This window comes from Flavobacterium sp. CLA17 (assembly GCF_013112255.2).
Lineage (GTDB): Bacteria > Bacteroidota > Bacteroidia > Flavobacteriales > Flavobacteriaceae > Flavobacterium > Flavobacterium circumlabens.
The window spans coordinates 2,049,684-2,063,669 of sequence record NZ_CP068294.1; the positions used below are offsets into that span (position 1 = coordinate 2,049,684).

Here is a 13,986-nt window from a genome sequence, read left to right on the forward strand (position 1 = left end):
GCGTATGAGTGCAAGAGAAAATATATTGAAAGCCATAGCGATGAATCAACCTGAACAGGCTGAACTTCCTATTATTGATATTGCCTCCACGATTCGTTATGAAGATTCATTTACCCAGTTTAAAACGGTATTGGAAAGTATTGGTGGAAAAGTAGAATTAATTTCGGATATAGAAACACTGAAAGATCAGTTAATTTCTGATAGAAAAAACAAAAATTTCGTAATAAATACGATAGAAACACTGGGAGAAGTTGATGAAAAGGCAGCTTTTTTATCAGTATTTGAGTTAGAAAAAGTAGAAAAAGTGTATGTTAAAGGTACAGTAGGAGTGGCAGAAAATGGTGCCATATGGATTTATGAAAGCCAAATGATAAACAGACTTGTTCCTTTTATATGTCAGCATTTGATATTGGTGCTTGATAAAAAAAATATTGTAGACAATCTGCATCAGGCATACGAAAAAATTGATGTTTCAAAAGAAGGTTTTGGGGTATTTATAGCAGGACCTTCAAAAACGGCCGATATAGAGCAGTCTTTAGTAATAGGTGCCCACGGTGCAAGAAGTGCGACAATTTATGTAATTGAGTAATAAGTGAGGTGTTCTATTTGATGAAACACTATAGGTTTAGAATAAATTAGACGAAGTATAATATAATAAAAGAATAAAATGAAACTAATACGATTTGGAGAAGCCGGTAAAGAAAAACCAGGTATCTTAATAGGAGAAAAAAGATTTGATGTATCTTCAATAGTAACCGATTACAATGAGGCTTTTTTTGAAGAAAATGGATTAGAAAAATTAAAAAAAGCATTAGAAAGTAATCCTGTATTGCCACAAGTTGATGCTTCAATTCGTTTGGGGTCACCAATAACAAGACCTTCAAAAATAATATGCATTGGATTAAATTATGTAGATCATTGTTTAGAAACTAATGCGCCAATTCCTACAGAGCCTATTATCTTTTTTAAATCAACTACTTCTTTATGTGGACCAAATGATAATTTGATTATTCCTAAAAACAGCGAAAAAACGGATTGGGAAGTTGAATTGGCATTTGTTATTGGTAAAAAAGCAATTTATGTAGAAGAATCTGAAGCATTAGAGTATGTTGCTGGATATGCTTTGCTTAACGATTATAGTGAAAGAGCTTTTCAAATTGAGCGTGGCGGACAATGGGCAAAAGGGAAAGGGTGCGATACATTTGCGCCACTCGGACCCTTTTTGGCTACTAAAGATGAAGTGAAAGATGTTGATAATTTGTCAATGTGGCTTACTGTAAATGGTAAAAAATATCAGAACAGTAATACACTAAATTTAGTTTTCAAAATCCCATTTTTAGTACATTACTTAAGCCAGTTCATGACGTTGCTTCCCGGCGATATTGTGAGTACAGGCACGCCTCCTGGTGTTGGTTTAGGAATTAAACCTGACCCAATTTATATTAAAGCCGGAGATGTTATAGCGCTTGGAATTGAAGGTTTGGGAAGCAGCAGTCAAATTGCCGTAGCGTATACTAAGTAAAATTGAAATTTGATGGAGGCAGCAGAGGAAGTAAATATCATTCTACAAGAACCTCAATAAACAGTTTAAAAAAAAACGACTTGTTTGTAAATTAATCACAAACAAGTTGGTTGCTGCAGTAAAGATAATCTTATAACAGCTTTTTTGAATAAGTGTTTTTTTAATTATTGTGACCTTGTATTTATAGTTGCAAAAATTGGGCAATCAGAACATTCCATATTTTCAGAGTTTCTGTTAGGATTGTTAGCAATGATTAGAACAACAATACCAATGCCTGTAAGTGTTAAAATATAAAGCCGAACTTTTTTCATGGTTTTTATAATTCCAATATAATTAGATATTATATTGTTTGAAATCGAAAGCTGAAAATACATTTAAAACAATTCATATTCGTGATATGCGCTTTTCTAAGTATTTTGTTTTACAGCTCTTCATGTGCCTTTTTCATAATTTGTAACTGCTATTTTTTTCTTACTTAATAAAATTTTATAGCGTAATTAGTTTGCAAAAACAAGCACAGTTATGTATTTATATTAAAAAAAGCTTTTTTTTTTCTTAAATTTTAAAAATTGCACCTTATACTTGCAGTTATTCAGACTATTAGATCTGGAATGCAGGGGTAATTAAAAGAGATAACAGTGTAGTTCTGTTTTTTGATAAATATATCTTGCAGCCTGCAAACCTTATATCTTTTTGATGAACCCAAGTGGCGAAAAGTATTGTACCCAATAGAATTCATCGATGGATTTGGGTATGATTTTTTAGGATTTCTGCAGCTTTCATTAGCAGATAGGCATCCTGACAATAGATGGTTGGAAGATAGAAGTTCAGATTTTTGTAATAGATTTTACTTTAAAGATCTGACCGTTGAAGAAATTTTAAGCGTACCCACCAGTTTTGCATGATGTGCTACAGAGGCAACAGAACTCTTATATTTTATTATAAAAAAAAACAGACTCAATTCTTTAAGTTGAGTCTGTTTTAATAATTTCGTATAAATTAATTGCTCGTTACAGAGTAGCTGTTACAGGTATAATTTACTCCATTTCCGTTTGTACCATAACAAGATGAGATTTCAAACCCATATTGTATATCTCCAACAGTAACATTTCCAAACCACCCTTTATCTTTTATCCAGTTATAAATTGTTTTTTACTTCGTTGTTATAGCTAGATAGTGATCAGGTGAAGAAAAATAGTTTACTTTCCCAGATTGGCTACCCATATATTTCCGAATTTTCCGGCACCCATCTCAACATAAGTGGCGCTCATAATAGCTTTACAATGGTCTTCGCTATTTTTCCATACTATTAAAAAAAGGAACAAATAATACGACAATATGATTTGTTCTTTTAAGTGTTAAATGTTTTCTGTTAATAATGAACGGTCCAAGTGAACGTAGCCTCCATCACAAAAGAGGAACTGTCCGGTAGTATGTGAGGATCTTTCAGAAATGGTAAATAAGCAAGTATCAGCAATTTCATCAGGAGTTGTCATTCTGTTTTCCAAAGGAATTTTTTTGATAATAGATTTTAATTTTTTTTCACCATTTTCAAGTGTTTTAATCCAATTGTCGTAGGCAGGAGTCCAGCTTTCAGCTATGATAATAGCATTTACCCTTATGGAATGTTTGATTAAATCCACCGCCCATTCACGGGTTAAACCTAAAACACCACCTTTGGCAGCGGCGTAACCAGAGGTTCCTCCCTGACCTGTTAATCCTACTTTAGAACCAATATTTAAAATTGGGCCTTTGGAAGCTTTTAAATAAGGAAGGGCATGCTTAACCATTAAAAAGTAACTCACCATATTCAGCTTCAAAGAATTCATAAATTCTTCGTATGAAGCATCAAGCCCAACTCCGTCATTAACACCAACATTATTGATCAAAGCATCAATTCGACCGTATTTAGCCACGATTTTTGCGATTGCTTCTTCAATTTCCATAGGATTGGTCACATCGGTTTTACAAAACAAACCATCAATTCCTTGTTTTTGAATTTCTTCTATATAAGTAAATCCTCGATCGTTTCTATCAATTACTACCGGAATAGCTTCTTCGGCAGCCAAGTGTTGCAAGATAGTTTCTCCAATACTTCCTTTAAGTCCAGCCGCACCAGTGATTACGACTACTTTTCCTTTTAATCCCAAATCCATAATTTATAAAATTGTATTGCATTGCCACCCATAATAGCTTCTTGCTCTTTTGTGTTTAATTTTGCAATGAAATTGGTTACTAATTCTTTTGTTTTTGTATAATTTCCAGCAACCAAGCATACCGGCCAATCAGAACCAAAAAGGATTCGGTTTGCTCCAAAAGCGTCCAAAACCAATTGCATATAAGGTTCGATTTGTTCAGTAGTCCAATTATTGTAATCGGCTTCAGTGGTCATTCCTGAAAGTTTAGAATACACATTTGGGTATTCACCAATCGCTTTCATTAAAGCTGCCCAACCATCATAAAATCCTTCTTTTATATATGGTTTTGCAATATGATCAATGACAAATTTTTGATTTGGAAAACGCCTCACTAATTCCAAGGCTGCTCCTAATTGATGCGGAAAAATAAGAATGTCATAAGTGAAATTATATTTTTCTAAAGCGGCAATTCCGTTTAAAAAATCAGGGCGCAACATAAAATTATGATCGGCTTCGCCTTGAACCACATGTCTGAAACCTTTTAGTTTTGGAAATTGGCTGTATTGATTTAAAACAGTATCAATATCCGAGGCTCTCAAGTCAACCCAGCCTACAATTCCTTTAATGAAGTCGTTTTTTTGGGCTAAATCCAAAAGAAAATCTGTTTCGGCTAGTGTTTGATCGGCTTGTATAGCTACACAACCATCAATATCGTTAGTTTGGTAAACTAATTTTAAATCTTCGGGTAAGAAATTCTTGCGTATGACTTTCATATCATCTTCTATCCAAGCGTGTTTTTCTGCTTCGTATATCCAAAAATGCTGATGCGAATCTATTGTCATATTATTTTATTTTAAAATCGACAGTAGCTTTAATTACACCTGTTGCAGGATTTAACCAACTATCAAAATTAGCAATCATTTCAGTATAAGGAACATTATGACTAATGTAGGATTCTGTTGGAAATTGGTCTAAAATACTGATTACGTGTTCAAAATCTTCGGTAGTAGCATTTCGGCTGCACATTAAAGTCATCTCTTTGGCGTGAATAGCAGGATGAGAATAAGTCAATTCTCCTTTGGATAATCCAACAAGCACTAATCGACCACCGTGCGACATATAATTGGGACATGTTTCTAAAGCGCCTTTGTGTCCCGAAGCATCAAAAACAACAGTACATAAATCTCCATTGGTAATTTTGGTAATTTCTTCAACCGTATTTTCATCTGCTTTTACGGTATAATCTACACCAATTTTTTCTTTGGCATAAGCCAAACGCTGCTCATTCATATCAATGGCGATTACTTTGGCACCAGCAATTTGAGCTAACTTCATAATCCCAATCCCGATCGGACCACAACCTACTACAGCAACGATTTCTCCTAGAGTAATGGCAGCTCTGCGTATAGCATGTGCACCTATGGCTAGTGGCTCAACAATTGCTATTTGGTCGTTTGATAAATTATTAGCGGGTAAAAGGATAGAAGTAGGAACTGTAATTTGTTCTTGCATTCCTCCGTCAGTGTGAACGCCTAACACTTTAATATTTGTACAACAGTTGGTTTTTCCGTTTCTACAAGCAATACAAGTACCACAACTTACATAAGGCATTACCACAACGCTGTCTCCAGCTTTGATTCCTCTGGGATTTTCTCCAATTTCTAGTACAGTGGAAGCTAATTCATGTCCCAGAATTCTAGGGTAGCTAAAAAAAGCTTGGTTTCCGCCATAAGCGTGCAAATCGGTTCCGCAAATCCCTACTTTGTTAATTTGTAATAAGGTTTCATTTTCTTTTCTAACCGGTGCTTCTTTTTCTTTTAAAATAAACTCACCCGGTTTTTCGCAAACAATATATTTCATATATGTAAAAATTATTTATTCTGTTCCAACGTTTGAACAGTTTTAGAAATAAAAAACACAACTAAAAGGTATTGTGCTTTTTATTTAAAATCTTATATTTGTTCAATCGATTGAACAAATATAAAAACTAATTGGAGAATAAAAAAAAATACACAATAAAAGATATTGCTGAAGTATTGGGATTAACACCTTCGGCAGTTTCCAAAGCATTGAATAATCACCCCAGAATTAGTGAAAAGACTAAAATAGCGGTGAAAGAAATTGCTATGCAACTGGATTATCAACCTAATTATTTGTCGAGTGCTTTACGCAAAGGAAAGAGCAATTTAGTAGGCGTTATTATTCCTCGGGTAAATAGTCATTTTTTTTCATCGGTGGTAGAGAATATAGAAAAAGTACTCAATCTTAACGGCTACAATATTATCATGACACAGTCGAATGAATTGTACGCCAAGGAATGTCAGGAAATAGATACCTTATTGAAAATTCAAGTGGATGGGATTATTGCTTCTATGGCAAATGAAACCACGGATTTAGAATATTACCAAAAAATAAAATCCAAAGGCACAGAACTCGTTTTGTTTGATAGAGGAGAAGAGGAATTGAATGTGGATTATGTAGGGATTGATGATTATAAAAGTAGCCATATGGTTATTGATCATCTGGTTTCGCAAAATTGCAAACGCATTGCACATATTGCAGGTTTTAAGCATATTAGAATTTATAAGGAAAGGATTCGGGGCTATAAAGATGCACTTAAAAAATCAAATTTAGAAATTAGAGAAAACTGGATTATAGAGAGTAATTTGCGTGTTGAAGATGGACGCCGAATCATGCAACAATTGTTAGATTTTCCAGAAAGACCTGACGCAGTTTATGTGGCTGGAGATATTGCAGCACTGGGTGCTTTACAGGTACTTTTAGAAAATAAGATTAAAGTTCCGGAAGAAATTGCTTTGATTGGTTTTAGTGATGAACCATTTACTTCACTAACGCAACCTTCTATTTCTACAGTGAATCAACACAGTGACCAAATTGGGAAATTAGCCGCAGAGGCTTTTTTGGAACGAATGAATAATCCTAAGAAAAAAACGTTTAAACGAATTATTTTAGAACCAGAATTGATTATTAGACAATCTTCAAATAAAAATTTGAAACAGATATAGTAGGTAAAAGAACTAAATTTAGTTTAGATGAAAATACAATTATAAAAGTAATGAACAGACGTAATGCTTTAAAATTAGGTACAACCGCTCTGGCCGGACTCTACCTATCTCCTTTATTAGGACAAATCACTATTCTTAATGCCCCTGTTTTCAAGGGACCTTTTGAACCAACATGGGATTCGCTTGAAAAATATCAAGCGCCTGATTGGTTTCGTGATGCAAAATTTGGAATGTGGGCGCATTGGGGACCTCAATGTGAACCCGAAGCAGGTGATTGGTATGCAAGAGGAATGTATCAGGAAGATTCCTTGCAATATAAATATCATCTTGAAAAATACGGTCATCCTTCAAAATTTGGTTTTAAAGATGTAATCAATATTTGGAAAGCCGACAACTGGAATCCACAAGAGTTGGTCAATTTATATAAAGATTCCGGAGCCAAATATTTTATGGCAATGGCTAATCATCATGATAACCTGGATTTGTATGACAGCAAGTATCAACCCAATTGGAATTCGACTAAAATGGGGCCAAAAAAAGACATTATCGCCGGATGGGAAAAAGCCGCTCGCAAAGCTGGTCTTCCGTTTGCGGTGAGTGTTCATGCGGCGCATGCCTGGAGTTGGTTTGAAACTGCTCAACGTTCTGACCAAAAAGGATCTCTGGCCGGAGTGCCTTATGATGGAAAATTGACTAAAGCCGATGGAAAAGGAACCTGGTGGGAAGGTTTAGATCCTCAGGAATTATATGCTCAGAATCATCCATTGAGCGAAAAAAACTCAGATGATGGCGGAATACACAGTCAATGGAATTGGGGAAATGGAGTAGCAAAACCATCCGAAGCTTATATGGAGAAATTTCATGATAGAACCATTGATCTAATAGATAAGTACAATCCAGATTTGGTTTATTTTGATGATACAGCCTTACCTCTTTGGCCAATAAGTGATGCGGGTTTGAGAATTGCAGCACATTTGTACAATAAAAGCCTTAAAAAGAATAAAACCGTTCAAACGGTAGTGACAGGAAAGATACTGGATCCACAACAGCGCAAGGCTATGGTTTGGGACATCGAAAAAGGACAAAGCAATAGCATCGAACCACTACCTTGGCAAACGGATACTTGTATTGGAGATTGGCACTATAACAGAGGAGTTTATAATGAAAAACGTTATAAGACAGCAAAAACGGTTATTCATACTTTGATAGATGTAGTCAGTAAAAATGGTAATTTGATGCTCAATATCCCTGTAAGGGGAGATGGAAGTATCGACGACTTAGAAAGAGAAATTGTGAAAGAAATTGGTGTTTGTATGAAATTAAACAGCAAAAGTATTTACGGTACACGTCCGTGGAAAATATTTGGCGAAGGTCCTCAGCAAGAAAGTGCCGGAGCTTTAACAGCCCAAGGGTTTAACGAAGGAAAAGGAAAGCCTTTTACATCCGAAGACATTCGTTTTGTACAAAAAGATAAAGTTCTTTATGCTACCGTAATGGCATGGCCGGAAAATGGTACCGTAATTATTAAAAATTTAGGAAAAAATAGTCCGCATCATACAGAAAAAATAAGAGAAATAAAACTATTAAGTACAGGAGAAAATCTGAAGTTCAAACAGAATTTAGATACTCTTGAAGTATATTTTCCAAATCAAAAACCAGAAGCTTCTTATGCAAATGCTTTGGAAATTATCTAGTATGATTAAGGGTTACATATTATAAATCAAGAATTAATGAAACAAATAAAGATCTTATTTATCCTTCTTATGCCAATGTTTTGTACTGGGCAGGTAGTAAAGAGTTATAAAAAACACATTGATAAAGTAATTATAACCCTTGATAAAGGTCAGCTTTATTTGAGTCCCTTAAGCGATAACACGGTTAGAGTCCAGTATGTTTTGGAAATGGAAAGTAATTTGCCCGAGTTGGTTTTTACTTCAAAAATTAATGTACCCGATTTTAAGGTTTCTGAATCGAATTCAAAACTCGAAATTACTACATCAAAAATAAGTGTTATAGTAGATAAAAAGAATGGAGCATTATCGTATCGCAACTATAAGGGCGAGGTTTTTCTTAACGAAAAACAAGGAGGTCGTATTTTTAAGCCAAGTTCAGTACAAGGAGAATCATGCCATATTGTTGAACAAGGTTTTAGTTCTTCGTCTGATGAATATCTTTTTGGTACAGGTCAGTTTCAGGATGGATATTTGAATATTAAAGGATTGCCTAGGAGATTAACTCAGGTAAATACACAAATTGCTATTCCGTTTATTATGTCAAGCAAAGGTTATGGTTTGCTATGGCACAATTATGGACTTACGGATTTTAACCCTGCCGATTCTATTGTAAATTTAAAACCTGCAGGTACAAGCGGAGAAGCAATTACTGTTAATATTACTACCACCAACGGAAATCAAAAAGAAACTCGTCAAGATGGTGTATTTGTTGGGGATTTTACGGTTAAAGATAATGGTGAATATGCTATCCTGCTCGATGTGGGACAAAAAATGGCTAGAAAATGGCAATTGACAATTGATGGTAAAGAGGTTCTTAATTTTAAAAACCATTGGTTACCGCCAACAACTAGTACATTGGTTAAACTAACAGAAGGAAAACACAACATTATAGTTACAGGAGAAAAAAATGATCTCCCTGTAGTGTATTATCGTAAAATTGCAAATGAAACAGTCTTTAGATCTCCTGTGGCCGACATACTGGATTATGTTGTTTTTGCCGGAAATTCAGATGAGGTTATTTCAAGTTATCGTAATCTGACAGGACAGGCTCCCCTTATGCCAATATGGTCACTGGGTTATATTCATTGCCGTGAGCGCTTTACTACTCAAGATGATTTACTTGAGAATGCCAGAGCATTTAGAACGAAAAAATTGCCAATGGATTTAATTGTCCAAGATTGGCAATATTGGGGTAAATACGGTTGGAATTCGATGAAATTTGATGAAGAGATGTATCCTGATCCGTCGGCAATGGTAAGGGAATTACATCAAATGAATATGCGGTTGATGCTTTCTGTTTGGTCCAAAATAGATAAAGAAAGTGAACTGGGTAAAGAATTTGATAAGAAAAATTACTATATCCCAAATACTCAGTGGGTTGATTTTTTTAACCCTGATGCAGCAAATTATTATTGGAAGAATTTTAGCGAAAAGCTCTTAAAACCATATGAAATTGATGCTTGGTGGCAGGATGCTACTGAACCGGAAAATGATGATTTGGTAAATAGAAAAATAAATAACGGAACAATTCCCGGAGAGCAAATGCGAAATGTTTATCCAATGTATGTAACAAAAGCAGTTTATGAGGGTTCACGTAAAGATGCTCCGGATAAAAGAGTTTTTATTCTTACCAGAAGCGGATTCTCGGGGCAACAGCGTTACGCAGCAGCAGTTTGGACAGGAGATGTAGGCAATGATTGGGAAACCTTGCGTCGACAACTTACATCAGGATTAAATTATTCAATAACAGGATTGCCTTGGTGGACTTTTGATACAGGAGGATTTTTTCGCCCTGGAGAAAGTCAATACACAGATATTAAATTTCATGAACGGTTTTTAAGATGGTTTCAGTTTGCTACATTTTGCCCTATGCAAAGAGTACACGGATATCAAACGAATACCGAATTCTGGAGATACGGTGAAAAAGTAGAAGCAGAATCTTTAAGATATTTAAATTTTCGTTATCGTCTGCTTCCATATATTTATTCACAAGCGGCAGATATCACATTTAAAAACGGAACCTTGATGCGTCCATTGATAATGGATTTTGAAAATGATACAAAAGCGCTTCAGCAAAAGTATCAGTATATGTTTGGGTCTGCTTTTCTTGTAGCTCCTGTTGTTTCAGAAAGTGTTGAAAACTGGGATGTTTACTTGCCGGAAAACCAATCAGGATGGTTTAATTTTTGGACAGGGAAACATTATAATGGAGGACAAACAGTAAAAACGGATGCATCTCTTTCAACCATTCCTCTATATATAAAATCTGGATCTATCATTCCAATGGGTGAAAAAATGCAGTACACAAACGAAAAAACTGCTGAAAATCTGGAGATTAGAATATATTCAGGTGCTAATGGCAAGTTTGAGCTTTATGAGGATGAAGGAGTAAATTACAACTATGAGAAAGGAGCTTTTTCGATCATACCTTTTGAATGGAACGAGCAAAAACAAACACTGACAGTTGGAAAACGAAAAGGCGGAGCTTTTAATGGATTAATTAAAAACCGCGTATTTAATGTCATTTGGGTAGACGAGTCAAACGGTATTGGTATAGAAAAAGGGAAAACAAATATTTCGGTAAAATACAACGGTAATAGTATTGATGTTCAGAGAAATAAAAGTGACTACAAGAAGTAAATAGTATAGTTTTCGTAATTACACATACAGTTTGTCACCTATTAGGATGGATATTGATATGAAAATAAAAAGGAGAGAAAAAGTTAAGGCACCATTTGCTTGGATTGCAAATTTAGTGTAATTACCATTTTTTATCTTATTTTTGTTAAGCCGAAAACACTCGTTTTCATAAGTTGCAAACGGCTGTATGCACAAGAACGTAGGCAGTAGCAGTTACTGTAAACAACCAACTTCCAAATATTAATAAAACTAAAAAAATGATACCATACAGTCCTTATATGAGAGTAGAACCTACTTTATATTTCAGGCCAAATAGGGGTAGTGTTTCAAAGTTAGTAATATGAGATTTTAGATTTCTAATCTGTTGAAATAGAATAAAAATCATTAAAAAACAAAAAAAGATGAGCAGTGATGCTCATCTTTTTTTGTTTTAATATTGCCTTAAATGAGCTAAAATGAATAAAAATGCCACCTCGTGTTCCAGAGTTAGTGATGATATATTTTGTCTAAGATGTAAAGAAAAAAATATTGTTAAAAATGGGAGAACAAAAAACTATAAACAGCAGTACTATTGTAAAATCTGCTATTATCGTTTTATAGAAAATTATACTTATCGAGCTTATAAAGCAGATATAAATCAAAATATTATACAGTTAACCAAAGAAGGTTTAGGAATAAGAAGCACTGCAAGAATACTAAAAATATCAACGACAACATTATTAAAAAGGATCGTTTTTATTTCCCGAAATATAACCAAACCAATTATCAGCAAAGGCAAAACCTATGAAGTAGACAAACTGTTTACTTATATCCGACACAAGAAAAATTATATTTGGCTTGTGTATGCTTTGGAAAAGAATTCTAAAAATGTTGTGAGTTTTAATGTTGGTAAACGAACCAATAAAACATTAAGCCATGTTCTAGAAATTTTAAAACTACAGGTATCTGATTGATGAGAAACTACATTCGGTAAAACGTTTTGGGACAAACCATATTGAAAGGAAAAATTTGACACTCAGAACTCATCTTAAAAGATTAAACAGACGGACAATCTGTTTCAGTAAAAGTTTAGTTGTTTTTACTGCTGTTTTAAAGATTTATTTTTGGACTTGATTTTTTAAAAAGTTAATATCTTATTGAATAATTTACCCTAACGAGACTCGAGCCATTTTTCCTTGAAAATACAGGGCGTTTACAAAGATTGAAAAGTGTCCTAAAAGCAAAAAACCTGCGAATCCTAGGATTCGCAGGTTTTACCACGTTTTTTTCGGGTTTTTGAAAAGATTGAAAAAGTGACCTTTTTACTTCTTTTACCCTTCTTGTGGGGAGAGCAGGATTCGAACCTGCGAAGTTTACACAGCAGATTTACAGTCTGCCCTCGTTGGCCGCTTGAGTATCTCCCCGAAGCTTGTATTGATGCGCTTTGTTGTGCTAAGCGGTTGCAAATATATAAACGTTTTTGATGTTTACAAACTAAAATCACACTTAATTTTAAGTTATTTTCAAGATATTTTTTAATTGGTTGGTATTGAATAAAATAAAAAAATCTCCACCAGGGAGATTTTTTTATTTTATGCTGAATATTGGTATTATTTAGCTAAAAGCTCTAAGATTTTTGCTCTTAATTCAGGACCTCTTAAGTCTTGGGCAACTACTTTTCCTGTTGCATCAAGTATAAAAGTTGCGGGAATCGATTCAACATTGTATTGTTTAGCGATTGGTTCGTCCCAGTATTTTAAGTTGGAAATCTGTGTCCATGTTAAGCCATCTTTTGCGATAGCTTCTTTCCAGGCACCAGCTTCTTTGTCTAAAGAAACACCAACAATATTGAGTCCTTTTGCATGTAGCTCTTTATAAATAGCGACAACGTTCGGATTTTCTTTTCTGCACGGTCCACACCATGAAGCCCAGAAATCAACAATTGTTACTTTACCTAAACTCTGTTTAAGAGAAATTACTTTTCCTTCCGGATTAGGCGCAGAAAAATCTGATCTTCATTTAGCGTCACCAGCAGGAGGAGCTGTTGCACCAACTGCAGGCATTTTTGCTTGACCTATTTTTGTTTTGATTTCTTTACCAGGAGCAGTATTTTTTAATGACTCATCTAAAGAATTGTATAAAGCCTCCGCTTTTTTAGCATCAGTAGAAGGATCTCCCAACATACCCTGAATGATCAAAGCAGAAATAAATGATTTTGGGTGAGTTTCAGCGTAAGCTACATATTTCTTTTTAGAATCAGCTTGTACTTCAGTTTGAATAGTCATGTATTGTTTCATCAAACCGTTGATAGTTGCAGTATCCTGAGCTTGTTGAGCTGCTTGCATTTTCTGAGTATTGTTTTTCTGAAAATCAGCTAGTCTTTTTTGAGTTTTAGTAAGTTCGTCATTGAATTTTACATACTCATCGTTATTGTAAGTTCCGGAAATTTTAGATTTATGGATACTGTCTTTGTCAATAGCAATATTGATTTCTCCGGTTTCTAAGATAAAAGGGATTGGTCCGTTAGCACCCTGAAGGATTAACGTATGGAAAGCTGGTTCAGTTACTTTTCCTTTTATTTCAAATTTTCCGTTTTCAACTTTTACAGTATCAAGCGCTACTGCCATTTTTGTAGTAGGATCCTGACCTTGAAGAATGATAGTTTTTCCGTTTTCTATTCCTTTTGCAGTTCCTGTAATTAGGTACTCTCCGTCTTTAACTTTGCTGCATGAAATGATTGCTATAGAAGCAGTAAGTAAAAAAAATATTTTTTTCATTATAAAAAATTAATTAGTTAATTGATTTGTGCAACAAAAGTATCTAAAAATATAAAATATAAAGAATTTTGTTGCCTAAAATTTTGTTATAGTTTTTTTGTGCTTAATTAGCATGTTATCAGAGTATTTATCTGTGAAATTTAACTAAAAAATTTTAATAATAGTATAATT

The 13,986-nt window shown here is 34.3% G+C and carries 12 protein-coding genes and 1 tRNA gene; 7 read left to right on the top strand and 6 right to left on the bottom strand.

Going from position 1 to position 13,986, the window contains the following annotated elements; genetic code table 11:
- Nucleotides 1–4 precede the first annotated feature (4 nt).
- Together HAV12_RS08855 and HAV12_RS08860 are read left to right on the top strand one after the other, a co-directional pair.
- Nucleotides 5–589: an LUD domain-containing protein gene (locus HAV12_RS08855; protein WP_171569327.1), complete on the top strand. Its 585-nt coding sequence runs from the start codon at nt 5–7 to the stop codon at nt 587–589.
- Between the two features lie 78 nt (nt 590–667).
- Complete coding sequence (locus tag HAV12_RS08860; RefSeq protein ID WP_171569328.1) at nt 668–1,522, top strand: fumarylacetoacetate hydrolase family protein; 855 nt, start codon at nt 668–670, stop codon at nt 1,520–1,522.
- A gap of 1,358 nt (nt 1,523–2,880) precedes the next feature.
- Here HAV12_RS08860 and HAV12_RS08865 read toward each other — a convergent pair.
- The 3 genes from HAV12_RS08865 to HAV12_RS08875 are packed head-to-tail and all read right to left on the bottom strand — an operon-like array spanning nt 2,881 to nt 5,520.
- A complete protein-coding gene (locus HAV12_RS08865) occupies nt 2,881–3,678 on the bottom strand; it encodes an SDR family oxidoreductase (protein WP_171569329.1) in 798 nt (265 codons plus the stop codon).
- Complete coding sequence (locus HAV12_RS08870; protein ID WP_171569330.1) at nt 3,663–4,502, bottom strand: amidohydrolase; 840 nt, start codon at nt 4,500–4,502, stop codon at nt 3,663–3,665. Before HAV12_RS08870 ends, HAV12_RS08865 begins: the two co-directional genes overlap by 16 nt.
- A 1-nt stretch (nt 4,503) precedes the next feature.
- A complete protein-coding gene (locus tag HAV12_RS08875; protein WP_171569331.1) occupies nt 4,504–5,520 on the bottom strand; it encodes a zinc-binding alcohol dehydrogenase family protein in 1,017 nt (338 codons plus the stop codon).
- A 131-nt stretch (nt 5,521–5,651) separates the two neighbouring features.
- Between HAV12_RS08875 and HAV12_RS08880 the strand changes: the two genes are divergently transcribed.
- From HAV12_RS08880 to HAV12_RS22985, 5 genes are all read left to right on the top strand, one after another.
- The gene (locus HAV12_RS08880; RefSeq protein ID WP_171569332.1) at nt 5,652–6,686 is read left to right on the top strand and encodes a LacI family DNA-binding transcriptional regulator; all 1,035 of its coding nucleotides are present in this window, start codon (nt 5,652–5,654) and stop codon (nt 6,684–6,686) included.
- Between the two features lie 50 nt (nt 6,687–6,736).
- A complete protein-coding gene (locus HAV12_RS08885; RefSeq protein ID WP_171569333.1) occupies nt 6,737–8,380 on the top strand; it encodes an alpha-L-fucosidase in 1,644 nt (547 codons plus the stop codon).
- Between the two features lie 36 nt (nt 8,381–8,416).
- Nucleotides 8,417–11,059 (top strand): TIM-barrel domain-containing protein, encoded by a 2,643-nt coding sequence (locus HAV12_RS08890; RefSeq protein WP_171569334.1) that lies wholly within the window; start codon nt 8,417–8,419, stop codon nt 11,057–11,059.
- 455 nt (nt 11,060–11,514) lie between these two features.
- The gene (locus HAV12_RS08895) at nt 11,515–12,012 is read left to right on the top strand and encodes an IS1 family transposase (RefSeq protein WP_255539566.1); all 498 of its coding nucleotides are present in this window, start codon (nt 11,515–11,517) and stop codon (nt 12,010–12,012) included.
- A gap of 40 nt (nt 12,013–12,052) precedes the next feature.
- Nucleotides 12,053–12,172 (top strand): IS1 family transposase, encoded by a 120-nt coding sequence (locus tag HAV12_RS22985; protein ID WP_255539589.1) that lies wholly within the window; start codon nt 12,053–12,055, stop codon nt 12,170–12,172.
- 209 nt (nt 12,173–12,381) lie between these two features.
- On the opposite strand, the gene HAV12_RS08900 is transcribed toward HAV12_RS22985, so the two are convergent.
- The 3 genes from HAV12_RS08900 to HAV12_RS08910 all read right to left on the bottom strand — a co-directional run bounded on the left by HAV12_RS08900 (nt 12,382) and on the right by HAV12_RS08910 (nt 13,815).
- A tRNA-Tyr gene (locus HAV12_RS08900) sits at nt 12,382–12,462 on the bottom strand.
- A 186-nt stretch (nt 12,463–12,648) separates the two neighbouring features.
- Nucleotides 12,649–13,014 carry a TlpA disulfide reductase family protein gene (locus HAV12_RS08905; RefSeq protein ID WP_171571653.1) on the bottom strand — a complete coding sequence of 122 codons (366 nt, stop codon included), beginning with the start codon at nt 13,012–13,014 and terminating at the stop codon, nt 12,649–12,651.
- 39 nt (nt 13,015–13,053) lie between these two features.
- Nucleotides 13,054–13,815 (bottom strand): DUF4369 domain-containing protein, encoded by a 762-nt coding sequence (locus HAV12_RS08910; protein WP_171569335.1) that lies wholly within the window; start codon nt 13,813–13,815, stop codon nt 13,054–13,056.
- Nucleotides 13,816–13,986 lie beyond the last annotated feature (171 nt).